Source organism: Mycolicibacter engbaekii (assembly GCF_002101585.1).
Classification (GTDB): domain Bacteria; phylum Actinomycetota; class Actinomycetes; order Mycobacteriales; family Mycobacteriaceae; genus Mycobacterium; species Mycobacterium engbaekii.
Map to the genome: position 1 here is coordinate 1 of NZ_LQOT01000016.1, position 23,864 is coordinate 23,864.

24 protein-coding genes are annotated in these 23,864 nt (G+C 68.9%); 5 read left to right on the plus strand and 19 right to left on the minus strand.

Annotated features, from left to right (window positions below; translation table 11 throughout):
- Positions 1-9: 9 nt before the first annotated feature.
- From AWC02_RS03275 to AWC02_RS03285, 3 genes are all read right to left on the minus strand, one after another.
- Complete coding sequence (locus tag AWC02_RS03275; protein ID WP_085127202.1) at positions 10-309, minus strand: WXG100 family type VII secretion target; 300 nt, start codon at positions 307-309, stop codon at positions 10-12.
- Positions 310-393: 84 nt separating this feature from the next.
- Positions 394-1,587 carry a PPE family protein gene (locus AWC02_RS03280; protein WP_085127204.1) on the minus strand — a complete coding sequence of 398 codons (1,194 nt, stop codon included), beginning with the start codon at positions 1,585-1,587 and terminating at the stop codon, positions 394-396.
- 14 nt (positions 1,588-1,601) lie between these two features.
- Entirely contained in the window at positions 1,602-1,901 is a 300-nt protein-coding gene (locus AWC02_RS03285; RefSeq protein ID WP_085127206.1) for a PE family protein, read from the minus strand.
- Between the two features lie 492 nt (positions 1,902-2,393).
- Here AWC02_RS03285 and ypfJ point away from each other — a divergent pair, with 492 nt between their 5' ends.
- Together ypfJ and AWC02_RS03295 are read left to right on the plus strand one after the other, a co-directional pair.
- The gene (gene ypfJ, locus AWC02_RS03290; RefSeq protein ID WP_085127208.1) at positions 2,394-3,266 is read left to right on the plus strand and encodes a KPN_02809 family neutral zinc metallopeptidase; all 873 of its coding nucleotides are present in this window, start codon (positions 2,394-2,396) and stop codon (positions 3,264-3,266) included.
- A gap of 62 nt (positions 3,267-3,328) precedes the next feature.
- Complete coding sequence (locus AWC02_RS03295; RefSeq protein ID WP_085127210.1) at positions 3,329-3,682, plus strand: gamma-glutamylcyclotransferase family protein; 354 nt, start codon at positions 3,329-3,331, stop codon at positions 3,680-3,682.
- A gap of 12 nt (positions 3,683-3,694) precedes the next feature.
- On the opposite strand, the gene AWC02_RS22955 is transcribed toward AWC02_RS03295, so the two are convergent.
- The 3 genes from AWC02_RS22955 to AWC02_RS03310 all read right to left on the minus strand — a co-directional run bounded on the left by AWC02_RS22955 (position 3,695) and on the right by AWC02_RS03310 (position 6,300).
- Positions 3,695-4,024: a hypothetical protein gene (locus tag AWC02_RS22955; RefSeq protein WP_085127423.1), complete on the minus strand. Its 330-nt coding sequence runs from the start codon at positions 4,022-4,024 to the stop codon at positions 3,695-3,697.
- Between the two features lie 336 nt (positions 4,025-4,360).
- Positions 4,361-5,626 carry a histidine--tRNA ligase gene (gene hisS, locus AWC02_RS03305; RefSeq protein WP_085127212.1) on the minus strand — a complete coding sequence of 422 codons (1,266 nt, stop codon included), beginning with the start codon at positions 5,624-5,626 and terminating at the stop codon, positions 4,361-4,363.
- A complete protein-coding gene (locus AWC02_RS03310; protein ID WP_085127425.1) occupies positions 5,623-6,300 on the minus strand; it encodes an MBL fold metallo-hydrolase in 678 nt (225 codons plus the stop codon). The genes hisS and AWC02_RS03310 overlap by 4 nt, the downstream gene beginning before the upstream one ends.
- Before the next feature lie 109 nt (positions 6,301-6,409).
- Between AWC02_RS03310 and AWC02_RS03315 the strand changes: the two genes are divergently transcribed.
- Positions 6,410-7,285 (plus strand): peptidylprolyl isomerase, encoded by an 876-nt coding sequence (locus AWC02_RS03315; protein ID WP_085127214.1) that lies wholly within the window; start codon positions 6,410-6,412, stop codon positions 7,283-7,285.
- Positions 7,286-7,371: 86 nt separating this feature from the next.
- Here AWC02_RS03315 and AWC02_RS03320 read toward each other — a convergent pair whose 3' ends face one another.
- From AWC02_RS03320 to yajC, 6 genes are all read right to left on the minus strand, one after another.
- The gene (locus AWC02_RS03320; protein ID WP_109560850.1) at positions 7,372-9,747 is read right to left on the minus strand and encodes a RelA/SpoT family protein; all 2,376 of its coding nucleotides are present in this window, start codon (positions 9,745-9,747) and stop codon (positions 7,372-7,374) included.
- A 60-nt stretch (positions 9,748-9,807) separates the two neighbouring features.
- Complete coding sequence (locus AWC02_RS03325) at positions 9,808-10,350, minus strand: adenine phosphoribosyltransferase (RefSeq protein ID WP_085127216.1); 543 nt, start codon at positions 10,348-10,350, stop codon at positions 9,808-9,810.
- On the minus strand, positions 10,347-12,005 hold the full coding sequence (locus AWC02_RS03330; RefSeq protein ID WP_085127218.1) for an ABC transporter substrate-binding protein: 1,659 nt from the start codon (positions 12,003-12,005) through the stop codon (positions 10,347-10,349). Before AWC02_RS03330 ends, AWC02_RS03325 begins: the two co-directional genes overlap by 4 nt.
- 6 nt (positions 12,006-12,011) lie before the next feature.
- Complete coding sequence (gene secF / locus AWC02_RS03335) at positions 12,012-13,304, minus strand: protein translocase subunit SecF (RefSeq protein ID WP_085127220.1); 1,293 nt, start codon at positions 13,302-13,304, stop codon at positions 12,012-12,014.
- A 4-nt stretch (positions 13,305-13,308) separates the two neighbouring features.
- Entirely contained in the window at positions 13,309-15,426 is a 2,118-nt protein-coding gene (gene secD / locus AWC02_RS03340; RefSeq protein ID WP_085127222.1) for a protein translocase subunit SecD, read from the minus strand.
- Between the two features lie 232 nt (positions 15,427-15,658).
- Positions 15,659-15,967 carry a preprotein translocase subunit YajC gene (yajC, locus tag AWC02_RS03345; protein ID WP_085127428.1) on the minus strand — a complete coding sequence of 103 codons (309 nt, stop codon included), beginning with the start codon at positions 15,965-15,967 and terminating at the stop codon, positions 15,659-15,661.
- A gap of 174 nt (positions 15,968-16,141) precedes the next feature.
- Here yajC and AWC02_RS03350 point away from each other — a divergent pair, with 174 nt between their 5' ends.
- Both AWC02_RS03350 and gabT read left to right on the plus strand, forming a co-directional pair.
- Positions 16,142-16,462, plus strand: coding sequence for a hypothetical protein (locus tag AWC02_RS03350; protein ID WP_082109803.1), 321 nt, complete (start codon positions 16,142-16,144; stop codon positions 16,460-16,462).
- Between the two features lie 34 nt (positions 16,463-16,496).
- On the plus strand, positions 16,497-17,840 hold the full coding sequence (gene gabT / locus AWC02_RS03355) for a 4-aminobutyrate--2-oxoglutarate transaminase (RefSeq protein WP_085127223.1): 1,344 nt from the start codon (positions 16,497-16,499) through the stop codon (positions 17,838-17,840).
- A 9-nt stretch (positions 17,841-17,849) separates the two neighbouring features.
- Here the strand turns inward: gabT and ruvB are convergent, their stop codons facing one another.
- The 7 genes from ruvB to tesB form a co-directional block, all read right to left on the minus strand.
- Positions 17,850-18,899, minus strand: a complete 1,050-nt coding sequence (gene ruvB / locus AWC02_RS03360) for a Holliday junction branch migration DNA helicase RuvB (RefSeq protein WP_085127225.1) — start codon at positions 18,897-18,899, stop codon at positions 17,850-17,852.
- Positions 18,896-19,486, minus strand: a complete 591-nt coding sequence (gene ruvA, locus AWC02_RS03365; RefSeq protein WP_085127227.1) for a Holliday junction branch migration protein RuvA — start codon at positions 19,484-19,486, stop codon at positions 18,896-18,898. Before ruvA ends, ruvB begins: the two co-directional genes overlap by 4 nt.
- Positions 19,483-20,040 carry a crossover junction endodeoxyribonuclease RuvC gene (ruvC, locus tag AWC02_RS03370; protein WP_085127228.1) on the minus strand — a complete coding sequence of 186 codons (558 nt, stop codon included), beginning with the start codon at positions 20,038-20,040 and terminating at the stop codon, positions 19,483-19,485. The genes ruvA and ruvC overlap by 4 nt, the downstream gene beginning before the upstream one ends.
- 132 nt (positions 20,041-20,172) lie before the next feature.
- Entirely contained in the window at positions 20,173-20,928 is a 756-nt protein-coding gene (locus AWC02_RS03375; RefSeq protein ID WP_085127230.1) for a YebC/PmpR family DNA-binding transcriptional regulator, read from the minus strand.
- A gap of 51 nt (positions 20,929-20,979) precedes the next feature.
- Positions 20,980-22,341 carry an ABC1 kinase family protein gene (locus tag AWC02_RS03380; RefSeq protein WP_085127232.1) on the minus strand — a complete coding sequence of 454 codons (1,362 nt, stop codon included), beginning with the start codon at positions 22,339-22,341 and terminating at the stop codon, positions 20,980-20,982.
- A 78-nt stretch (positions 22,342-22,419) separates the two neighbouring features.
- Positions 22,420-23,016 carry a pyridoxal 5'-phosphate synthase glutaminase subunit PdxT gene (gene pdxT / locus AWC02_RS03385; protein WP_085127234.1) on the minus strand — a complete coding sequence of 199 codons (597 nt, stop codon included), beginning with the start codon at positions 23,014-23,016 and terminating at the stop codon, positions 22,420-22,422.
- On the minus strand, positions 23,013-23,858 hold the full coding sequence (gene tesB / locus AWC02_RS03390; RefSeq protein WP_085127235.1) for an acyl-CoA thioesterase II: 846 nt from the start codon (positions 23,856-23,858) through the stop codon (positions 23,013-23,015). The genes pdxT and tesB overlap by 4 nt, the downstream gene beginning before the upstream one ends.
- Between the last annotated feature and the right edge of the window lie 6 nt (positions 23,859-23,864).

The window sequence follows — 23,864 nt, forward strand, 5'->3', positions numbered from 1 at the left end:
TGAGTTGCTCTAGCTGCCCGACAGGATCTGCTGCGACGCAGCTTCCTGCTGCTCGTAGTGGTTGGCGTCGCGGATCAAGCCGTCGCGCACGCTGTGCAACATGGTCACGATGTTGCGGAACGCGGTCTGCATCTGACCCATGGTGTCCATCGACGTCCGCTCCGCCAGACCACCCCAGCCGGCACCGGAGATGTTGGTCGAAGACGCCCACATCCGGCGCGCCTCGTCCTCAACGGTCTGCGCGTGCACATCGAAGCGGCCGGCCATCGCACGCATCGCGTCCGGGTCGGTCATAAAACGTGTTGCCATGATTCCTTCTCCCTACTTGCTCGAAATTCGTTGTGGTAGCCGGGCGCCGACCCGGCGGACACGTGTGTGTTCTGGCCCCTTCCGCTACCCGCCAGCCGGCGAACGGGGCATAACCTTGGGGGCCTTGGCGGCTACAGCGCCCAGTCCGCGTCCGGCCATCGCGCCCATCAGCGCGTTGCCGAACGGACCGCCGGGCAACCCGGAACCCGCCGACATGGTCTGGATGGGTGCGCTGACCGTGGTGGCCGGCAGCACCGGGGCGGCACGGACCATGCCGTCGGCCGCCATCGACCAGGCTTGCGGCACCTTGAGCGCGCCCATCGAGGCGGCCTGTCCGAGCTTGGCCGAGATGGCGCTGGTGGCCGAGCTGAAGTGGCCGGCCAGCACGCCGACCGCGCCTTGCAGCTTGTCGTTGACGAAGTCGCCGATCTGGGTCATCAGGGTGCCGGCGCCCCCGGCACCGGTCTGTCCGGCCAGCGTGCCCGCGGTCCCGGCCGCACCGCCCATCCTGGCGAACTGCATCAGCATCGGCAGGAATCGCACCAGCATCATCGCGGGGGCGGACATCGTGTTGATCGGCGACATCATCGAGGCGATGGTGGTGGCCGCGACCTTGTCGCCGAACATCGCCGAGGGCAGGCCGACGGCGTCGATCAACCCACCGACAGTGGCAAAGTCATAGCCCGAGGGCGGGGTGACCGGGACGCCGGTCCCCGGAAGCGGACCACCCTCAGCCGATCCCGGCGTGGTTGCCAATGCGGACTGCGGCGGCGGCGAGACCTGCTGCAGGGCATTGTTGTTGGCCTCGGCCGCGGCACTGTAGGTGTCCATCGCCGCGCCGTCGGTCGCCCACATGGCCTCGTACTGAGCCTCGGTGGCCGCGATCGCCGGGGTGTTCTGGCCGAAGAAGTTGGTCGAGATCAGCGCCAGCAGCATCGCCCGGTTCGCCACGATCGCCGGGGGCGGCACCGACGCGGCACGGGCCGCCTCGAACAGCCCGGCGGCCTGAGTGGCCAGGCCGGCGTTGGCGGCGGCGGTGGCCGCGGCCTGCTCCAACCAGGCCACATAGGGAGCGGTCGCGGCGGTCGCCGAAGCAGAGCCGATACCGGTCCATGTCGAGTCCAGGTTGGCGATCACCGAGTGGGTCGCCGTGGCCGTCGTGACCAACTCGGCAGCCAGTTGGCTCCATGCCTCTGCGGCTTGCAGCAACGGAGCCGAACCCGGGCCGGTATAGATCAGCCCGGAGTTGATCTCCGGAGGAAAGATACTGAAACTCATCGATGCGCCCCGCTTCAGCCGGCGGACGCTGCGTTGACGGCCTCGGTGAGGGCGTAGGCGTTGGCGTTGCTGCTCAAGGTGGCCACGATCTGCTGGTGCACTGCGGTCGCCTGCGCGCTGACCTGCTGGAACAGCGCGCCGTGCGCCGCGAACTGGGCAGCGGTGATGGCCGACACCACGTCGGCGGCCGGCGCGACCACCCCGGTGGTGGGCGCGGCAGCGGCTGTGACCCCTGCGGCCATGGAGTCGCCGATTCCGGAAAGGCTTCCGGCGGCCGCCGTCAGAAACTCTGGCTGAGCGGTAACGAACGACATTGTTCCTCCTGGGGGTCGTGCAAGGCGTCTCTGGGGGGATGTTTGATATTCGAAGTTAGCGTCAATACTTGACGTACGTCACTCTAGCGGACAGTTGTAATAACGGTCTGATAAAGCTGGGGCTGCAGTGACGAACGGCAACTCGGCGCCGGGGCAAAGCACGGGCCCTAGGAGACGGGTTGAGACGTTCACCGCGCAGACGACCTCTCTAAAGAGCTGGGCAGATAGCTGGCCGGCCGTCGCGGGAGGGGCTCCACTGCGGCCGGATGCAGACCGTAACACCGGCGCGAACACGGGGTACAGCGCCGCGACAAACATTCAGTAAAGCTTTGGGATCTGGTCAGACAACGCTGGTTTCACTTAGCCGCAGCGTGGGATTGGCCGTATTCAACCCGCCGAAGCAGCCCTGGGGGCGGCCGACGGTGTGCAAAGCTAAGGTGCCCCATCGGTCGGCCGCCACCCGGCCCCACGGACAACCCCACGGAGCGTGCGATGACCTTCAACGAGGGTATGCGGATCGATACGAGCACCACCTCCTCGGGCGGCGGCCGCGGCATCGCCGTCGGCGGCGGCGTCGCCGGACTGGTGATCCTGGTGGTGGCGCTGTTGCTGGGAGCCGATCCCGGCGAAGTCCTGAGCCAGCAGCCGGTGGATTCCGCGCAATACAGCGCGCCGGGATTCGATCTCAACAAGTGCCGCACCGGACAGGACGCGAATAAATATGTGCAATGCCGGGTCGTCGCGACCGCCAATTCGGTGGACGCGGTCTGGTCGGACCTGATGCGGGGCTACACCCGGCCACGGGTGCAGCTGTTCAGTGGACAGACGTCCACCGGCTGCGGGGCTGCCACCAGCGCGGTAGGGCCGTTCTACTGCCCGGTGGACCAGACCGCCTACTTCGACACCGACTTCTTCACCGTGCTCGTGGACCGATTCGGTTCCAGCAGTGGACCGCTCGCGCAGGAGTACGTCGTCGCCCACGAATTCGGACACCACGTGCAGAACCTGCTCGGTGTGCTCGGCCGGGCCCAGCACGGCGCGCAGGGCCCCACCGGTGCCGGTGTCCGCACGGAACTGCAGGCCGACTGCTACGCCGGCGTGTGGGCCCACTATGCGTCGGTGACCAAGCAGGAAGGCACCGGCGTGCCGTTTTTGGAGCCGCTGACCGATGCCGACATCCGCGACGCCTTGTCGGCGGCGTCGTCGGTGGGCGACGACCGCATCCAGCAGGCCGCGACCGGCCGGGTCAACCCGGAGTCCTGGACGCATGGCGCATCGGCGCAGCGTCAGCACTGGTTCACCGTCGGCTACCAGACCGGCGACCCCGACAAGTGCGACACCTTCGCCGCACGTGACCTGGGTTAGCCCCGAGGCACGGGAAGCGTTCCCGCCGTGCCCCGGTGGCACCGCGCCGGCCCGGCGGCGGCATGACTGACCGGTCTGCGGTGAACACCGAACTGCTGTTCTCCTACGGCACGCTGCAGCTTGCGCAGGTGCAGCGCAGCACGTTCGGGCGCGAGCTCGACGGCCGGCCGGACGCGATCGCCGACTACGAGCTCGACTACGTCACGATCACCGATCCCCACGTGGTGGCGGTCAGCGGCAGCGACCGCCACCCGATACTGCGCCCCGCGCCAGGCGCATACGTGGCGGGCACCGTGTTCGCGATCAGCGCCGCGGAGCTGGCCGCCGCCGACGACTACGAAGTCGACGCCTACCGGCGAATCGCGGTGCCGCTGCGCTCCGGCGAGCGGGCCTGGGTTTATGTGTTCGCCGACTGAACCGGCGCTAGCTCACCACGGCCGGGTGGCGCAGGAGACGCCGCTGCCCCCCTGCTGCGACACCACCACCTCGCCGTCGACGGCGATCTCGCAGTGAAACTCCGGGTTGATCCGCAGACCCCCACTGGCGGTGACCAGCGCCCACTGGGCGGGATCGGCCAGCGTGGTGGTGTAGACCACCGGCTGGCCGCCGGCGATCGGCACGCGCACGGTCTCGAGGTACTCCGAGGAGTTGGCGTTGTAGACCGCCATGCTCGGGGGGTCGGTCTTGATGTAGGAGATGTTGCCGGTCAGGTCACTGGTGGCGGTGATGGTGTAGGTGACCTCGTGCCCGCCGGCCACGCCGGGCTTCGGGGCTTCGGCTGAGGGCTCGGACGCATTCTCGGCCGGCGTGGCGGCCTCGCTGGGGGTCGGCGTGGCGGCCTCGCTGGGGGTCGGCGTGGCGGCCTCGCTGGGGGCCGGGCTGGGAGTCGGGCTGGGTGCCGCCGAGGATTCTGTCGAGGGCTCCGGCTCCGCCAATGCCGTCGGCTGGCCGCAGAGCAGTCCGCCCGCCGTCACCAAAAGCACTGCGCCAAGCCCGGATGTCGCCTTTTGCATCATCGTCATACCCGGAAACGGTACCGGAGTGCCGACTGCGGCGAGGGTCGGCAAACCCAAGTCACCGATGGTGCGGCCGCGTCACTCGCCGCTCACGCGGGCCCGGACCTGGGTCACCACGTCATCGAGCGCGACGTCGACCTGCTCCCCGGTGGCCAGGAGTTTGACGCCGACGGTGCCGGCCTGCAGATCACGGTCGCCGGCGACGAGAGCCACCACGGCCCCGGAACGGTCGGCCGCCCGCATCGCGCCTTTGAGACCGCGGTCCCCGTAAGCCAGATCCACCCGCAGCCCGGCCTCCCGCAGGCGGGCGGCGATCACCGCCAACTGCAGCTTGGCGGACTCGGAAAGCCCCACGCCGAACACGTCGCAGCGCGTCGAGCGCCCCACGGTTTTACCCTCGGCGGCCAGCGCGAGCAGGGTGCGGTCCACCCCCAGGCCGAAGCCGATACCGGACAGGTCCTGTCCGCCCAGCTGCCGCATCAGGCCGTCGTAGCGGCCGCCACCGCCGATCCCCGACTGCGCGCCCAATCCGTCGTGCACGAACTCAAAGGTGGTCTTGGTGTAGTAATCCAGACCGCGCACCATCCGCGGATTGATGACGTAGGGCACCCGCAGCGCGTCCAGATGCGCCAGCACGGTGTCGAAGTGCGTCCGGGCGGCCTCCGACAGGTGCTCGAGCATCAGCGGGGCGTCGGCGGTCATCTCCCGCACGTGCGGGCGCTTGTCGTCGAGCACCCGCAGCGGATTGATCTCGGCGCGGCGGCGCGTCTCCTCGTCCAGGTCCAGGCCGAACAGGAACTGCTGCAGCAGTTCCCGGTAGGCGGGCCGGCAGGTGTCGTCACCGAGCGAGGTGATCTCCAGCCGGAAGCCCTCCAGGCCCAGGGAACGGAACCCCTCGTCGGCGACGGCGATCACCTCGGCGTCCAGCGCGGGATCGTCCACGCCGATGGCTTCGACCCCGACCTGTTGCAGCTGCCGGTAACGGCCGGCCTGGGGGCGTTCGTACCGGAAGAACGGCCCGGAATAGCAGAGTTTGACCGGCAACTGACCCCGGTCCAGTCCGTGCTCGATCACCGCGCGCATCACGCCCGCGGTGCCCTCGGGCCGCAGGGTCACCGAACGGTCGCCCCGGTCGGCAAAGGTGTACATCTCTTTGGAGACCACGTCGGTGGACTCCCCCACCCCGCGCGCGAACAGGGCGGTGTCCTCGAAGATCGGTAGCTCGATATCGCCGTAGCCGGCGCGGCGAGCGACCGCCAACAGGCCGTCGCGAACCGCGACGAAACCGGCGGAGGCCGGCGGAACATAATCGGGCACCCCTTTGGGTGCGGCAAACGTGCTCACGCACTCAGCCCTTCCAGGAACGGGTTGTTACGGCGCTCGGCGCCGATGGTGGTCTGGGGTCCGTGACCGGGTAACACCACGGTCGCGTCGTCGAGACACAGCAACTTCTCGACGATCGAGGTCAGCAGATCGCGCCCGCTGCCACCGGGCAGATCAGTGCGTCCCACCGAATTCTGAAACAGCGTGTCACCGCTGAACACCACCTCGGCGGCGTCGCCTTCGACCCGGAAGGTCACCGAACCGCGGGTGTGGCCGGGCGTATGGTCCACGGTCACGGCGGTGTCGCCCAGGCCCAGCACCGCGCCGTCGCGATCCAGTTCGATCAGCTGCCGGGGCTCGGTGAACATCACCTTGCTCAACACACCGAACAACGCCTGCCCGGGCACCGTCCCGAACGAGCGCACAGGGTCGGTGAGCATGTAGCGGTCCTCGGGGTGGATGTAGGTGGGGCAACCATAGGTGTCGGAGACCTTCTGCGCCGACCAGATGTGGTCGATGTGACCGTGGGTGAGCAATACCGCCGCCGGCGTCAGCCGATTCTCGTCGAGAACGCGCCGCAGCCTGGCCATCGCGCGTTGTCCGGGGTCGACGACGACGGCGTCCGCGCCCTGCCGCGGCGCCACCACGTAGCAGTTGCACGCCAGCATCCCCGCGGGGAATCCGGTCACCAACACGCCGACCAGTTTCCCATTGCGCGCCGGTCCGGCGGTGACGCGGGCAGCCCAGACGCGCTCTGGCACACTTGAGGGCCGACTCAACCAGCGAGCCAGGAGGTTACTGCCGGTGCCCACGAACTCAGAACGACGTGCCGCCGCCAAGCGCAATCTGGACCGACAACTTGAGCAGCGCGCCGAGGCAGCCCGCAAGCAGCGTCGGCTGCTGATAATCCTCGGCGCCGTGGCGGCCGTACTGCTGATCGCCGCGGTGGTGTTCGTCGTGCTGCGCGACGACGACCCGGGCAACGTCAACGCCGGCGGCTCGTCGGGATCGGAGACGTCGCAGGCCGACTCCCCGGCCGCCGCCGCCGGGAAGCTGCCGAAATTCACCGCGTCGCCCCAGCTGGGCGCCGACTGCCAGTACCCGAAGGGCCGGCCGGCCACCAAACCCGTCGATCCGCCCCGGTCCGGCAAGGTGCCGACCGACCCGGCCGAGGTGAGCGTGTCGATGATGACCGACCAGGGGCCCATCGGCCTGATGCTCAACAACGCCCAGTCCCCGTGCACGGTCAACAGCTTCATCAGCCTTGCCGCCAAGGACTTCTTCAAAGACACCCAGTGCCACCGGCTCACCACGTCGCCGACGCTGAGCGTGCTGCAGTGCGGGGATCCCGCCGGCGACGGCACCGGCGGCCCGGGGTATGAGTTCGACAACGAATACCCCACCGACCAGTACGCCCCCGGCGATCCCGCGGCCCAGCGCGCGGTCACCTACCCCCGCGGCACCGTGGCGATGGCCAATGCCGGCCCCGGCACCAACGGCAGCCAGTTCTTCCTGGTGTACAAGGATTCGATGCTGCCGCCGCAGTACACGGTGTTCGGCCGGATCCAGGACGACGGGCTGGCCACCCTGGACAAGATCGCCGCGGCCGGGGTGCAGGGCGGCGGCGAGGACGGTCCGCCCGCAACCAAGGTGACCGTCAAGTCGGTGCAGGCCGACTGACGGCGACCGCCGCTCGCGACCAGGGCCGCACATTCGGGGAATCTGCGGCCCTGGTTGCCCACGGGGGCGGTTGTCCGGGCCTCGGGCTATGCCGCTGAGGTCACCCGGTAGACGTCGTACACACCCTCGACGTTGCGGACCACGTTGAGCAGGTGGCCGAGGTGTTTGGGGTCGCCCATCTCGAAGGTGAACCGGCTGATCGCCACCCGGTCGCGGGAGGTGGTGACCGAGGCGGACAAGATGTTGACCTTCTCGTCGGCGAGCACCTTGGTGATGTCCGAGAGCAGCCGATGCCGGTCGAGAGCCTCGACCTGGATAGCGACCAGGAACACCGAGGAAGGCGACGGCGCCCACTTGACCTCGATGATCCGCTCGTCCTGCTGACGCAGCGCGCTGGCGTTGGTGCAGTCGGTGCGGTGTACCGACACCCCGCCGCCGCGGGTGACGAAACCCATGATCTCGTCACCGGGCACCGGGGTGCAGCACTTGGCCAGCTTGGTCAGGACGCCGGTTGCACCGGGAACCGCCACGCCGACGTCATCGGAGTGCCGCTCGCGGCGCGGGAGGGTCAGCGGGGTGGAACGCTCGGCCAGATCCTCTTCGGCCTGGTCCACCCCGCCCAGTTGGGCCACCAGCCGCTGCACCACGTGTTGCGCCGAGATGTGGTTCTCGCCCACTGCGGTGTACAGCGCCGACACGTCGCTGTAGTGCAGTTCGCGGGCCACCGCCGCCATCGACTCGCCGTTGACCAGGCGCTGCAGCGGCAAGCCCGCCCGGCGCACCTCGCGCGCCATCGCGTCCTTGCCGGACTCCAGCGCCTCCTCGCGGCGCTCCTTGGCGAACCACTGGCGGATCTTGGCCTTGGCACGCGGGGACACCACGAACTGCTGCCAGTCCCGCGACGGCCCGGCGTTCTGTGCCTTCGAGGTGAAGACCTCGACCACTTCCCCGTTCTCCAGCTTGCGTTCCAAGGCCACCAATCGGCCGTTGACCCGAGCACCGATACAGCGGTGACCGACCTCGGTGTGCACGGCGTAGGCGAAGTCCACGGGCGTGGAGCCGGTGGGCAGGGTGATCACGTCGCCCTTGGGGGTGAACACGAATATCTCTTTGACCGCAAGGTCGTAACGCAGCGACTCGAGGAACTCACCCGGGTCGGCCGCCTCCCGCTGCCAGTCGAGCAGCTGACGCATCCAGGCCATGTCGTCGATCTCGGCAGCAGTGTTGAGGTGCGGAACACCGTTGCGGCCCTTGGCTTCTTTGTAGCGCCAGTGCGCCGCGATGCCGTACTCGGCGGTGCGGTGCATCTCCCGGGTGCGGATCTGGATCTCCAGCGGCTTGCCCTCCGGGCCGATGACGGTGGTGTGCAGCGACTGGTAGACGCCGTAGCGCGGTTGGGCGATGTAGTCCTTGAACCGGCCGGCCATCGGCTGCCACAGCGAGTGCACGACACCGACCGCGGCGTAGCAGTCCCGGATCTCGTCGCACAGAATCCGCAGTCCGACAAGGTCGTAGATGTCATCGAAGTCGCGGCCCCGCACGATCATCTTCTGATAGATCGACCAGTAGTGCTTGGGCCGGCCCTCGACGGTGGCAGTGATCTTCGACTTCGCCAGAGTGTTGACGATCTCAGCGCGGACCTTGGCCAGGTAGGTGTCCCGCGACGGCGCCCGATCGGCGACCAGGCGCACGATCTCCTCGTAACGCTTCGGGTGCAGGATCGCGAAGGACAGGTCTTCAAGCTCCCACTTGACGGTGGCCATACCCAGCCGATGCGCCAGCGGCGCAATGACTTCCAGTGTCTCGCGCGCCTTGCGGGCCTGCTTCTCGGGCGCCAGGAACCGGATGGTGCGCATGTTGTGCAACCGGTCGGCGACCTTGATCACCAGCACGCGGGGATCCCGCGCCATCGCGATCACCATCTTGCGGATGGTCTCGGCCTCCGCGGCAGTGCCCAGCACCACCTTGTCCAGCTTGGTCACCCCGTCGACCAGGTGGGCGACCTCGTCACCGAACTCGCCCCCCAGCGCCGCCAGGGTGTAACCGGTGTCCTCGACGGTGTCATGCAGCAATGCGGCCACCAGGGTGATGGTGTCCATGCCCAGCTCGGCCAGAATGGTCGCCACAGCCACCGGGTGGGTGATGTAGGGATCCCCCGAATGCCGTAGCTGGGTGGCGTGGCGTTGCTCGGCGACCTCATAGGCACGCTGGAGCAGCGCCAGATTGGCTTTCGGGTAGTACTGCCGGTGCACCGCCACCAGCGGCTCCAGCACCGGGCTCAGCGCCCCCCGCTGCGCCGTGATGCGCCGGGCGATCCGGGCCCGCACCCGCCGGGAGGCGCTGGTGGGGACCTTGAGCAGGTCGGTGCGCTCGGTGGGCGAATCCTGGGCAACCGCCTCCGAGACCGCAATCGGCGGGCTTGTGTCAGCGCTGGACCGGTCGCGGTCGGAGCCCTGATCCAAGCCGTGCTCTAAGCCTTGTTCAGGGCCCACTGTGCTCACCTCCGACCACGAGAATATCGGCTAAATCAGGTGCAGTCGTTCGAGCCGCAGCGGGGCCACGGCGGCCCGCCCGCCCAGCCCGGCCAGCTCCAGCACCACCGCCGCCGCGACCACCTCGGCTCCTGCCCGGGTCAGCAACCGCCGCGTTGCGGCCAGGGTACCGCCGGTGGCCAGAACGTCGTCGAGGATCACCACACGCCGGCCGGCCAGGTCGACTCCGTCGGCCGGGATCTCCAACACCGCGGTGCCGTACTCGAGCTGGTAACGCTCCGAGAGCACCGGCGGCGGCAACTTGCCGCCCTTGCGCACGGCCAGGGCACCCACCCCGAGCCGGTCGGCGACCGCCCCGGCCAGCAGGAAACCGCGTGCGTCGATCCCGGCCACCAGGTCTGCTCCGGCGGCGGCTCGAGCCAGGGCATCGGTGACCACCGCCAGGCCCGCCGCGTCGGCGAACACCGGGGTGAGGTCTTTGAAGGCGACTCCCGGCGTGGGGAAATCGGGCACCTCGCGGATCAGCGCCGCGATGATCTCGCCGGCGCCCGCCGCGGACTCCGCGTGGCTCACTGTTTGAGTTCCCAACGGTCCATGTTCCAGCCCGCGCCCCACCGGGTCGGGTTGGCCGCCACACCGTAGGTCTTCTTCGACGACAACAGGGTGCGCTGCTGGCGGTAGAGGGGCAGCGTGGGCATATCCGCCCACAGCACCGGAGCGCTCTCGCCGAGGAGCCGGACCATCTCGGTGGGGTCGGCTGTGACGGCCAGGGCCGAGATGATGCCGTCGATCTGATCGTTGTGGTAGCCGGACAGGTTGTTGCCGTTGCCGCTGAACAGCTCGTAGGCGTCCACGGCCGAGGATCCGCTGGAGCCGCTGCCGGTGGAGCCCCCGGTGCTGGCGAGCAACACGTCGATGCGCCCCTCGCGCAGCGCCTGCGGGCCGATGCTGTCGGCGGCCACTTCGGTGACGCTGACGCCGGCCGGCGCGCATGAGGCGGTGATCGCTCCGACCACCGCGGCCAGACGGGTGTTGGGACCGCGGTAGCCGATGCGCACCGCCAGCGGCCTGCCGTCCAGCGCATCACGCGCCGCGTCGGGGTCCGCGCGGGCGAACTGCTGGGCCTCGGGCACGTTCTCGGCCTGATCGAAGGCGTCGTCGATGGCGGTGTTGAGCCGGGAGTTCACCACCGGAAGACCCGCGTCGCCGGCGATGACGTCGCGCGGGGTGCACAAGGCCACCGCCCGGCGTGCCGGTGTCTCCGAGAGCGGGCCCGTGGGCGCGAAGATGAGCTGCTGGATGCCGCCGGACGGGCTGTCGGTGCTGTCGTAGTCGTCCGGGGGGATCAACGACCCGGCGGAGCCGGTCGCCACATCGACGACCTCGATGACGCGCTTGTTGACCCGCTCGGCGATATCGGCGGTCTGCGGCCAGACCGTGACCCGCTTGGTGACCGGCTTGGCGCCCCACCACAGGTCATTGGCCACCAGCACCACCGCGCCGCCGTCCAGCACCGAGTCGATTTTGTAGGGCCCCGACGACGGAAAATTCCGCAGGTCGGCGTTGTGGTCGAGCTGCCAGGTGGTGTTCCAGGCCTCGGCGATCCGGGCGATCACGTCCTCGGCGGGGCCGAGCCTGCCCAGCACGGCATCGGTGGTGTTCACCCCGAGCTTGGCGCTGATGATGTGCGACGGCATCATCGAGGTCGCGGTGAACAGTTCCTCGTAGTCGACGATGTTGCGATCCGGGAAGAACGACACCCGTGCCTTCTTGGTGCCCGGCTGGCATTCGATGTTCTCGATGTCGAGGTAACCGGCGCGGCTGGCGGCGTCGAATCCGGCGAACCGGCCGGACTGGGCCGCCCACGCGAGCACCAGGTCGTCGCAGGTGATGGGCTCGCCATCGGAGTACACCGCCGCGTCGGAGATCTGGTAGTCCAGCACCAGCGGGGCGCGACCCACCACCGAGATGCTGCCGAAGTCATGGTCGGTGACGATCTGACCGTCCGGGCCGTGATAGCCGAAGCCGATCAACGTGCGGGAGAAGGCCTGCGGTCCCGCCGACGCGGCGCCGGCCACGGTGGTGCTGTTGTAGGTGCTCAGTCCGCCGTCGACGGCGTAGTCGATCTGGTCGACGGTGGCACTGGTGCACGCCGGCACCGACGCGACGCCGAGGCCGGTGGCGATCGCCACCACCCACGCCGCAGCGCGCCGACAGCGGACCGCCATCGCCGGTTACCGGCCGGCGCCCGGCTTGCCGGTCGGACGCTGGCCGCGCCGGCTGGTAGGCCGGGCGGGCTTTGCCCCGGGAGTCGGGGCACCCGGAGCCGCGGACACCGCGACCTGCTCACCATCGTCGCCGGCGGGCTCGGCGCCGTTGTCGGTGTCGGAATCCTCGGCACCGTCGGCAGCCGCGGGCGCCGCTTTGGACCCGGCCGCGGCGTTGCGCCGCCGCATCACCCGGCGGTTGTGGTTCTGCACCAGCTCGGTGCGCTCCCGCAGGGTCACCAGCAGCGGCGTGGCCAAATAGATCGACGAATAGGTGCCCACGACCACACCGACGAGCTGCACCAGGGCGAGGTCTTGCAGGGTTCCCACGCCCAGCAGCCATACCGCGACCACCATCAGCGACATGATCGGCAGTGCCGAGATCAGGCTGGTGTTGATCGACCGCATGAAGGTCTGGTTGACGGCCAGGTTGGCTTCCTCGGCGTAGGTGCGCCGGGTTTTGTGCTCGAACCCGCTGGTGTTCTCCTCGACTTTGTCGAACACGATGACGGTGTCGTAGATGGAGAACCCGAGGATGGTCAACAAGCCGATGACGGTGGCCGGCGTGACCTCGAACCCGACCAGGGAGTACACGCCGGCGGTCACCAGGATGTCGAAGACCATCGACACCATCGCCGACAGCGTCATGAACCACTCGTAGCGCACGGTGATGTACAGCGACGCCAGCAGCAGGAACACCACCAGCGCGATCACCGCCTTCTGGGTGATCTGCCCGCCCCAGGTCTCCGAGACCGCCGAGTCACTGATGGCCTGCTTGCTGGGCTGCCCGTCGGGGCCGTTCGGCTGGAAGGCCTCGAACAGGTCGTCGCGCAGCTTCTCGGTCTGCGCGTTGGTGAGCGTCTCAGCGCGGATCTGCACCGTCGCGGAGTTGCCGTTGCCCACCACGACCACCGATTCGGGGCTGGTGCCGACGCTCTTGCGGAACACCTCTTCGACCTGCGTGACCGAGGTGTCGCCGCGGGGGAACGAGACCTTCGTGCCGCCGGCGAAGTCGATACCGAAGGTGAAGCCGCGGACCAGGATGCTGACGATGGCGATGGCCACCATGGCACCGCTGATCGCGTACCACATCCGCCGCTTTCCGATGACCTCGAACGCGCCGGTACCGGTGTAGAGCCGGGACAGGAAGCTGTGCTTGGGCGCCTTGGGCGCTACCGCGGTGCGCTTCTTGGCGGGTTGGGCCGCGGCCGCGTCCTTCTTTGCGGGCTTCGCGGCGCTCTTGGTGCTCGGTTTGGCCATCTGGCTATCCCTGTCCCGTCGACTGGGCGGTTACCCGCGTGCGCGCTTTGGCTCCGGACTTGCCGCTCGTTCCGCCTCCCGATTTCGCCACTGCCCGCCGCTCACGTGCCACCTGCTGGACCGCGCCGAGGCCGTTGTAGGACGGCTTGGCCAGCGTCGGCGACTTGGACGCCAGGTAGACCAGTGGCCAGGTCACCAGGAACACCACCACCAGGTCGAGGATCGTGGTCAGCCCCAGCGTGAAGGCGAAGCCCTTCACCTGGCCGACCGCCAGGAAATAGAGCACCGCCGCAGCCAGGAAGGTGACCGCGTTGCCGGACACGATGGTCTTGCGGGCTCGCGTCCACCCGCGTGGTACGGCCGACCGGAACGAGCGACCCTCACGGATCTCGTCCTTGATGCGTTCGAAGAACACCACGAACGAGTCCGCGGTAGTACCGATACCGATGATCAGACCGGCGATACCGGCCAGGTCGAGCGTGTAGTTGATATAGCGGCCTAGTAGCACCAGGATCGCGTACACCATGGCTCCGGCCACGACCAGCGACAGCGCGGTCAGCACGCCGAGCACTCGGTAGTAGAGCAATGAGTAGACCAGCACGAGTACCAGGCCGATCGCGCCGGCGATCAGACCCGCCCGCAGCGAGGTCATGCCCAGTGTGGCCGAGACGGTTTCGGCTTCCGAGGACTCGAACGACAGCGGCAGCGATCCGTACTTCAACACGTTGGCCAGCTGACGCGCGCCGTCCGGTGTGAAGCCCGGCGAGCCGCCGGTGATCTGGGTCCGGCCGCCGGGGATGGCTTCCTGGATCTGCGGTGCGCTGACCACCTGGGAGTCCAGCGTGAACGCGGTCTGCGTGCCGATGTGGGTGGCGGTGTAGTCGGCCCACACGTCGGCAGCGCCGCTCTTGAACTGCAGCTGCACGATGTTGGAACCGCTGCGCTGGTCCATACCCGAACTGGCGTCGGCGATCTGGTCGCCGCTGATGATCGACGGCGCGAGCAGGTAGGCGGTCTGGTGGTCCTGCGAGCAGGTGACCAGCGGCAGGGTCGGGTCGTCGTTGCCCGCGAGGATGTCCTCTTTGTCGCAGCGTCCCGCCTGGATCTGCAGGGCCAGCGCCTGCACTACCTTGTTGTCGCTTTGCCGCAGCCGCTTCTCGGCGGCGATCCGAGCCGCCAGACCCTGCGCCTCGTCGCCCTGACCGGGCAGTCCGGGCAGCCCCGGCAGGCCGGGAAGACCCGGGAAGGCAGGACTGGGTGCGCCGGGGGCCGGAGCGTTGGGCAGCGATCCCGGTGCGCCCGGCTCCGGGGCGGTCACCGAGGTGCCGGGAGTGGGTTCGTCGGAGTCGGTACCACCGGGGGTGGGCGTCGGCTCCTGCGGGAAGGGTCGCGGCTGGGCGGCCGGGGCGGAAGGCTGCTGCGGAACGCTACCGCCGCCGCCACCGAAGAGGCCCTGTCCGCCGGCACCGCCGAACAGGCCCTGTCCGCCGGCACCGCCGAAGAGGCCTTGCCCGCCCGCGCCAGGGCCGCCGGGCAGGGTCTGGCCACCCGTGGCCGGCGAGCCGGGCTGGCCGGAAGGCAGCCCGGGCAGGCCGGGAAGCTGCCCGGCGCCGCCGCCGGCACCGGGAGGCAGGCCGGGAATTCCGGGGACACCGCCACCGGCACCGGGAGGCAGGCCGGGAATTCCGGGCACGCCGCCGCCGAGACCGGGCATCCGGCCTGCGGCCTGGGCCGCCTCCTGTACCGAAACTCCGTTGATCACCGGACGGATATAGAGCCGGGCCGTCTGACCCAGGGTGCGGGCCTCATTGCCGTCGCTGCCCGGCACCGTGATGACCAGGTTGTTGCCGTCGATGATGACCTCGGAACCCGAGACCCCCAGCCCGTTGACCCGGGCACTGATGATCTGTTGCGCCTGGTTGAGCGCTTCCCGGGTCGGCGCGGAGCCGTCCGGGGTACGTGCGGTCAGCGTCACCCGGGTGCCGCCCTGCAGGTCGATACCCAGCTTGGGCTCGGCGAGCTTGTTTCCGGTCAGGAAAACCAGCAGGTAGACGCCGATGAGCATTGCCAGGAACACCGCCAGGTTGCGGGCAGGGTGCACCGGAGCCGAAGGCGATGCCACGTTGTTTCAGTCTCCTTCGCTCTTTGCGCACTGCGCGCTGGTGATCCTCGGGGCCGGCCCATGCCCGGGCGGCCCGCAGCGATCAGTACCACTGCACCCGCAAAAGGGTACGTGCCCGGCTGGCCGACGCAATCGTTGGGCGGGCGTTCCGCGCGTCGGGTGCGTGTCCGGCAGTCCGGACGGGGCCGACCCGCTGGGAAGGCCTGGGCCCCGGTCGGCGGCCGGTGCCGCGTCAGGCGCCTTCGACGGCCTGCTCGACCGGCGCGTCTGCCGGGAGCTCCTCCGGCTCGATCTTGTCCCGCACGGCCAGCTTCATCCAGGTGGTCACCACACCCGGCGCGATCTCCAGGTCGACATAGTCCTCGGTGATGCCGGTGATGGTGGCCTGCAGACCGGAGGTGGTGTGCACCCGGTCGCCGACCCGCAGCGACTCGTGCAGGTCGATGGTGGCCTGCATAGCGCGCTTCTGCCGCCGCGAGGCAAAGAACATGAACGCGCCCATGACAAGGAGCAGCGGCAGGAAGGCAACCATGTTTTCCATGACGACAACCGATCTTTCGACTTGTTCGAATGAGTCTTCGGCGCCGGCCACCCGAGGTGTGGCGGGCCCTTGCGATGCCACCAGTGTGCCACTGTGTCCGGCGACCGCGCGTCGGCACCGTCGCCCACCGCTTAGGCTGTCGGTGAACGGGGGCAGTCGAGGGAAGGTTGGCCGATGAGGAACTTCGCGTGTGGCCTGGCGACCGCCGTCGCCCTGGCAGCGGCTCCCCTGGCGCTGGGCGCGCTTGCCATGCCCGCCGTGGGCTCTGCGGAGCCGCTGAACTGCCCGGCCGGCCAGTACTGGGAGCCGAGCACCAACACCTGCATGCCCCTGGGCCAGGGGCCGACACCGCTGGGCTGCCCGGGCGGCCAGTACTGGGAGCCGAGCACCAACACCTGCATGCCGGTGGGGCAGGGGCCGACACCGCTGGACTGCCCGCCCGGCCAATGGTGGAACCCCTTCGGCAACGCCTGCCGGCCACTCGGCCAGCTCTGAGTCGCGGTCAGGATCGCCGAGCGGGCCCTCCACCATGACCGTGCTGCCGCTGCAGAGCCGCCACCTGGCCACCGAGATCCCCGGTCCCGGCTCGGTGCAGCTGGCGCGTCGCCGCGCGGCGGCCGTGGCCCGCGGGGTGAGCAGCACCCTGCCGGTCTACGTGGCCCGGGCCGGTGGCGGGGTCGTGGAGGATGTCGACGGCAACCGCCTGATCGATCTGGGCTCGGGTATCGCGGTGACCACAGTGGGCAACGCCGCCCCCCGCGTGGTGGACGCGGTGCGGCATCAGGTCGCCGAGTTCACCCACACCTGCTTCATGGTGGCGCCCTATGAGGGCTATGTGGCCGTCGCCGAGGCCCTGAACCGGTTGACCCCCGGTCAGTTCGAGAAGCGGTCGGTGCTGCTCAACTCCGGTGCCGAAGCTGTGGAGAACGCGGTCAAGATCGCCCGGTCCTACACCCGCCGACCGGCGGTGGCGGCGTTCGAGCACGGTTATCACGGCCGCACCAACCTGACGATGGCGCTCACCGCCAAGGCGATGCCGTACAAGAGCGGGTTCGGCCCGTTCGCGCCCGACGTCTATCGCGCACCGGGGTCCTATCCCTACCGGGACAGCCTGATCGACACAGAGCTGGGCAGCAACGGCCGACGGGCCGCCGAACGCACCATCGGCGTCTTGGAGAACCAGATCGGCGCCGACAATCTGGCCGCGGTCGTGATCGAACCCATCCAGGGCGAGGGCGGGTTCATCGTCCCCGCACCCGGTTTTCTGCCCGCGCTGCTGGCGTGGTGCCGCGACAACGGTGTGGTGTTCATCGCCGACGAGGTGCAGACCGGCTTCGCCCGCACCGGGGCGATGTTCGCCTGTGAGCACGCGGGGATGGCACCCGATCTGATCTGCACCGCCAAGGGCATCGGCGGGGGGATGCCGTTGGGCGCGGTCACCGGGCGAGCCGACATCATGGATGCTCCGCACGTCAGCGGGCTGGGCGGCACATTCGGCGGCAATCCGGTGGCCTGCGCGGCAGCGCTGGGGGCGCTGGCCGCCGTCGAGGACGACGACCTGGTCGGACGCGCCGGGCAGCTGGAACGGCTGATGGTGCAGCGGCTGAAGCGCTTGCAGGCCGACGACGATCGGATCGGCGACGTCCGTGGGCGCGGCGCCATGATCGCGATCGAGCTGGTGCGGCCCGACACGAGCGAACCGGATGCCGAGCTGACCAAGGCACTGGCCGCGGCGTGCCATCGGGCCGGGGTGATCGTGCTGACGTGCGGCACGTTCGGCAACGTGGTGCGGCTGCTGCCGCCGCTGACCATCAGCGACGAACTGCTCTCCGAGGGCCTGGAGGTCCTGGCCGGCGAGCTCGGCCGGCTCTGACCGGCCGCCCTACTCGAACAACCCCTGCTGCCCCAGCCCGCCGGCACCGGCCGGCGGCACCATGCCCAGATGTGTCCAGGCCGCCGGGGTCGCGATGCGGCCCCGGGGGGTGCGCGCCACCATCCCGGCGCGTACCAGGAAGGGCTCACAGACCTCTTCGACGGTGGTGGCTTCCTCCCCCACCGCAACGGCCAGTGTGGAGACCCCGACGGGGCCACCGCCGAAGCTTTTGGTCAGCGCCGACAGCACGGCGCGGTCCAGCCGGTCCAGGCCCAGCTCGTCGACGTCGTAGACCGCCAGGGCAGCTTTGGCCACGTCGCGGGTGATCACGCCGTCGGCCCGCACCTCGGCATAGTCGCGCACCCGTCGCAGTAATCGGTTGGCGATGCGCGGCGTCCCCCGCGACCGGCGCGCCACCTCCGCGGCCGCCTCAGGGCCCAGCTCGATCCCGAGGATCTTCGCCGAGCGCGCCAGCACCCGCTGCAGCTCGGCCGGTTCGTAGAAATCCATGTGCGCGGTGAAGCCGAACCGGTCGCGCAACGGGCCGGTCAGCGCACCGGAGCGGGTGGTGGCACCGACCAGGGTGAACGGCGCCACTTCCAGGGGAATCGAGGTGGCGCCAGGGCCTTTGCCGACCACGACGTCGACGCGGAAATCCTCCATCGCCAGGTAGAGCATCTCCTCGGCGGGCCGCGCGATGCGGTGGATCTCATCAATGAACAGCACGTCGTGCTCGACCAGGTTCGACAGCATCGCGGCCAGGTCTCCCGCACGTTCCAGGGCCGGCCCGGAGGTCAGCCGCAACGAACTTCCCAGCTCGCTGGCGATGATCATGGCCAGCGACGTCTTGCCCAGGCCGGGCGGTCCGGACAGCAGGATGTGGTCCGGGGTGCCGCCACGGTTTTTGGCGCCCTCGATCACCAGCTGCAACTGCTCGCGGACGCGGGGCTGGCCGATGAACTCGGCCAGGCTGCGTGGGCGCAGACCGGCGTCGATGTCGCCCTCGCCGACGGTCAGCGCCGGGGACACCTCGCGTTCTTCATCGCCGGACTGGCTCATTTGGTCTTCCCCAGCCGGCTCAGCGCGGTCCGCAACACCTCAGAGGTGCTCGCGTCGGGATTGTCGGCCAGGACCTTGTCGGTGGTCTCCTCGGCCTGCTTTGCGGCAAAGCCGAGGCCGATGAGGGCTTCGATCACCGGTGCGCGCACCGCGTGACCGCTGACGACGGCGCTGCCGGATGCGGCCACCGGACCGATCTTGTCGCGCAGTTCCAGCACCAGGCGCTCCGCTCCGCGCTTACCGATGCCGGGCACCCGGGTCAGCGCCGCGACATCCCCGTCCGCGAGCGCCCGGCGCAGGGCGGCCGCGTCGTAGACCGCCAGGGTCGCCAAGGCGATCTTGGGCCCGATCCCGGAGACCCCGATCAGCGTGAGAAACAGATCGCGTGCCTCGGCGTCGGGGAAACCGTAGAGCGTCATGGAATCTTCCCGAACGATCATCGCGGTGATCAGCCGCGATTCACCGCCGCGGCGCAGCGTCGACAAGGTCGCCGGGGTTGCCATCAGCTTGTAACCCACCCCGGCGGCCTCGACCACCGCATGATCGAGCGCGATGTCGATGACCTCGCCGCGCACCGACGCGATCATGCGCGGGCCGCCTTGAGCTTGGCGGTGTACTTACGCCGCTGTTCGGCGGCCAGTGCCTCGGCCGCGGCCATCCGGGCGATCATCGGGGCCCGCCAGCAGTGGCAGATCGCCAGCGCCAGCGCGTCGGCGGCATCGGCGGGGGTCGGTTTCTGCTGCAGGCCGAGGATCCGGGTGATCATCGCCGTGACCTGAGCTTTGTCGGCCGAGCCGTTGCCGGTCACCGCCGCCTTGACCTCGCTGGGGGTGTGGAAGTGCACGGGGATGCCGCGGCGTGCGGCCTGTAGCGCGATCACCCCGCCGGCCTGCGCGGTGCCCATGACGGTGGAGACGTTCTGCTGGGAGAACACCCGCTCGACCGCGAGGACGTCCGGGCGGTGGGTGTCGAGCCAGTGTTCGGCGGTGTCACTGATGGTCAGCAGCCGCTGCGGCAGCGGCTCATCGGCCGGGGTGCGCACCACGTCGACATCCAAGGCGATGACCTGACGGCCCGTCCCGCCCTCGACCACCGACAGCCCACACCGTGTGAGCCCGGGGTCGACGCCCATCACCCGCATCCGAGTCCTCTCCCGCTCCGAACAATTGTTCGACAGCTTAGTGGGGATCGGCGCACAGGACGGATGCGACACGCGGCGGCCCGGCACCCCCGGCCCGAGGTCACTCGTGGGCGGCGGGGCCTGCTGCGGGTTTTATTCGGCTTCGAGGGCGGCGAGCACCTCATCGGACACATCGACGTTGGTCCACACGTTCTGCACGTCGTCACTGTCCTCAAGCGCCTCGACCAGCTTGAACACCTTACGAGCACCCTCGACATCGACGGCCACACTCACCGACGGCACAAAACTGGCCTCCGCCGACTCATAATCGATCCCCGCCTCCACCAACGCCGAACGCACCGCCACCAGATCCCCCGGCTCCGACACCACCTCGAAGCTCTCCCCCAGATCATTGACATCCTCAGCACCGGCATCCAACACCGCCGCCAACACGTCATCCTCGGACAACCCGTTCTTATCCAAGGTCACCGTGCCCTTACGACTGAACAGATACGCCACCGACCCCGGATCGGCCATCGTCCCACCATTGCGCGTCATCGCCACCCGCACCTCACTGGCAGCACGATTGCGGTTATCGGTCAAACACTCGATCAACACCGCCACCCCATTCGGCCCATACCCCTCATAGGTGATCGTCTGATAATCCGCCCCACCAGCTTCCTCACCAGCACCACGCTTACGCGCCCGCTCAATGTTGTCATTGGGCACCGAGTTCTTCTTCGCCTTCTGAATGGCATCGAACAACGTCGGATTACCCGACGGATCACCACCACCAACCCGCGCCGCAACCTCAATATTCTTGATCAACCGCGCAAAATTCTTCCCACGACGCGCGTCGATGACCGCCTTCTTGTGCTTCGTGGTAGCCCACTTGGAATGGCCGCTCATCGATCACCTACCTCACTGTCGCAAAAAAAATCGGCGCGACGAGTCTACGTGTCAGTCCTGCCCACGTGCCGGGGGCTGCTCCGGCGGGAAAAACCCGGGCACCCACCGCTCGATCAGCGCCGCATAGTCGACGCGCGCGTCGAGCTGCACCGCGACTCCCAGCAGGCCACCCAGCGTACGCAGCAACATCACGTAACCCGCCGGCAGCGTCATCTGCCGCGCCATCTTGAAGCGGTCGGCGAAGCCTTCGGCCATGGGATCGGTGGTGACCAGCGCCGACTTCTGGAACCACTTGCGGGTGAAGTGAAACTCCCCCGAGCGCAGCGGGTCGATGTAAGGCCACAGCGGCTGCATGTACTCCACCAGCTGTTCGGCACTCAGCTCGTAGTCGGCGGGCATGAATCCGAGCTTCTTGAGCAGCCGGATCGCCTCGTCCCACTGCTCGTCTCGCGCCCAGCACAGCAGTTCGGCGAACTCCGGCGGAATACCGCCGGGGTGTTCGGCCACCGCGCCGAAGTCGATAACACCGAGGCGTCCGTCGGGAAGCAGGATGAAGTTGCCCGGATGCGGGTCGGCATGCACCAACCCGACCCGCGCCGGTGAGCTCAAGGTGAACTCCAGCAGCAGCGCACAGGCCGAGTCGCGTTCCTCCTGGGTGCCGCCGCTGATGACCGCCGACAGCCGCCGGCCCTCGACCCACTCCGAAACGATGACCTTCGGCGCACTGGCGATAACCGCCGGGACGAAGAATTTCGGGTCACCGGCGTAGGCCTTGGCGAAGGCACGCTGGTTGTCGGCCTCCTGCCGGTATTCCAGCTCCGATTCCAGGGTGTCGTTGATCTCCGAGACCACGCGGTCCACGTCGGCCCCGGGCACCACCTGCTTGGCGACCCAGTTGAATCGCTGAATCAGTTTCAGGTCGGCGCGCAGCGCTTCGTCCGCACCGGGATATTGGATCTTGACGGCGACGTCGCGCCCGTCCTTCCAGACCGCCCGATGCACCTGCCCGATGCTCGCCGAGGCGGCGGGGGTGTCGTCGAAGGACGCGAAGCGCTCCCGCCACTTGGTGCCGAGCTGGGCGTCAAGCACCCGGTGCACCTTGGCCGCCGGCAGCGGTGGGGCTTCGCTCTGCAACTTGACCAGCGCCTCGCGGAAGGGTTCGGCGAACTGCGGAGGAATCGCGGCCTCCATCACCGACAGCGCCTGGCCGACTTTCATCGCGCCGCCCTTGAGCTCGCCGAGCACCTTGAACATCTCGTCGGCGGCCTTCTCCAGAAGCTCGGCGTTGACCTCGTCCTTGGACTTGCCGGTCATCCGCTTGCCCACGCCCAAGGCGGCCCGACCCGCTACCCCGGCCGGGAGACTCGCCAGTTTCACTGCGCGGCGAAATCCGCCCCGCGCCAGATCTGCCATGACCCCATCATGCCTGGCCGGTGCCGGAGACGGTATGCCCGGGCACCCCTGGGGTGCCCGCGGCGGCCCGCATGCCCCTCAGGCCGCTCCGTTGACGATGTCGACGAAAAGGCCGTGAACGCGGCGGTCACCGGTCACCTCCGGGTGAAACGACGTGGCCAGCACGCTGCCCTGCCGCACCGCAACCGGATGCCCGGCGGCCTGGGCGAGCACCTGCACGCCGTCACCGACGCGCTCCACCCAGGGCGCCCGGATGAACACCGCGTGCACCGGCTGCGCCAGGCCGGCGAAATCCAGGTCACCTTCGAAAGAGTTCACCTGTCTACCGAAAGCGTTGCGCCGCACCGCCATATCGATACCCGCGAGCGGAATGGCGGCGCGGCCCGGCACACCGGCGTCAATGATCTCGCTGGCCAGCATGATCATGCCCGCGCAGGACCCATAAGCCGGCATCCCCTCGGCCAACCGAGCCCGCAGGGGCTCCACCAGCTCCAGCTCCCGCAACAGGTGGCTGATGGTGGTCGACTCGCCGCCGGGAATCAGCAGCGCGTCCACCGCGTCCAGCTCCGGGCGGCGGCGTACCGGCACCGGGTCGGCGCCGACAGCGCGCAGCGCCGCGAGGTGTTCCCGGACGTCGCCCTGCAGTGCGAGCACGCCGATCTGCGGGCCGCTCACCGTTCGGTAGGGGCAAATCCGGACGGGAACCGGGTCAGCCCCTCCTGCATGACCGCTGCCACCAGGTCTCCGGACCGGTTGTAGATCTTGCCCTGGGTCAGCGCCCGGCCGGCGCACGCCGACGGCGACGACTGGTCGTAGAGCAGCCATTCGTCGGCCCGGAAGGGCCGCATGAACCACATCGCGTGGTCCAGGGACGCCACCTGCAGCTGATCGCGCACGTCGGGGTGAATCGACCAGGAGGCGCCCAGCAGCGTCAGATCACTCATATAAGCCAGCGCACAGATATGCAGCACCGGGTCGTCGGGCAGCGGGTCGCGGTGCCGGAACCAGACCTGCTGCTCGGCGGCCCTGCCGGCAATGCCCGGCAGCTGTTCCGGCGGCACCCGGCGCAGATCCCATTCGGCGAACGCTTTGAAGCCTTCGTCGTCGAAGGCCTTCATCGCGCCGATGTCGGGCAGATCCTTCGGATCGGGAGCGTGCGGCATCAGATCCTGATGTTCGATGCCCCGCTGCCCGCGCTGAAACGACGCCGACATGTTGAAGATGGTGTTGCCGTGCTGGATGGCGTCGACCCGCCGCGTGCAGAACGATCCGCCGTCGCGCACCCGCTGGACCAGAAAAACCGTGGGCGCCTTGGCGTCTCCCGGCCGCAGGAAGTAGCCGTGCAGCGAGTGGACGCCGAAGCTCGGATCCACGGTGCGCACCGCCGAGACCAGGGCCTGCCCGGCGACGTGCCCGCCGAACGTGCGCTGATTGTCGTCCGAATGCGGACTGAACACACTTCCGCGGTAGATGTCGACCTCGAGCTGCTCGAGATCGAGAATCTCTTCGATTGCCACGAGGTG

Coding starts and splice junctions, on each gene's coding strand:
- AWC02_RS03275 (WP_085127202.1), bottom strand. CDS start 309: ATGGCAACACGTTTTATGACCGACCCGGACGCGATGCGTGCGATGGCC.
- AWC02_RS03280 (WP_085127204.1), bottom strand. CDS start 1,587: ATGAGTTTCAGTATCTTTCCTCCGGAGATCAACTCCGGGCTGATCTAT.
- AWC02_RS03285 (WP_085127206.1), bottom strand. CDS start 1,901: ATGTCGTTCGTTACCGCTCAGCCAGAGTTTCTGACGGCGGCCGCCGGA.
- ypfJ (WP_085127208.1), top strand. CDS start 2,394: ATGACCTTCAACGAGGGTATGCGGATCGATACGAGCACCACCTCCTCG.
- AWC02_RS03295 (WP_085127210.1), top strand. CDS start 3,329: ATGACTGACCGGTCTGCGGTGAACACCGAACTGCTGTTCTCCTACGGC.
- AWC02_RS03330 (WP_085127218.1), bottom strand. CDS start 12,005: ATGGCGGTCCGCTGTCGGCGCGCTGCGGCGTGGGTGGTGGCGATCGCC.
- secF (WP_085127220.1), bottom strand. CDS start 13,304: ATGGCCAAACCGAGCACCAAGAGCGCCGCGAAGCCCGCAAAGAAGGAC.
- yajC (WP_085127428.1), bottom strand. CDS start 15,967: ATGGAAAACATGGTTGCCTTCCTGCCGCTGCTCCTTGTCATGGGCGCG.
- AWC02_RS03350 (WP_082109803.1), top strand. CDS start 16,142: ATGAGGAACTTCGCGTGTGGCCTGGCGACCGCCGTCGCCCTGGCAGCG.
- gabT (WP_085127223.1), top strand. CDS start 16,497: ATGACCGTGCTGCCGCTGCAGAGCCGCCACCTGGCCACCGAGATCCCC.
- ruvB (WP_085127225.1), bottom strand. CDS start 18,899: ATGAGCCAGTCCGGCGATGAAGAACGCGAGGTGTCCCCGGCGCTGACC.
- ruvA (WP_085127227.1), bottom strand. CDS start 19,486: ATGATCGCGTCGGTGCGCGGCGAGGTCATCGACATCGCGCTCGATCAT.
- ruvC (WP_085127228.1), bottom strand. CDS start 20,040: ATGCGGGTGATGGGCGTCGACCCCGGGCTCACACGGTGTGGGCTGTCG.
- AWC02_RS03375 (WP_085127230.1), bottom strand. CDS start 20,928: ATGAGCGGCCATTCCAAGTGGGCTACCACGAAGCACAAGAAGGCGGTC.
- AWC02_RS03380 (WP_085127232.1), bottom strand. CDS start 22,341: ATGGCAGATCTGGCGCGGGGCGGATTTCGCCGCGCAGTGAAACTGGCG.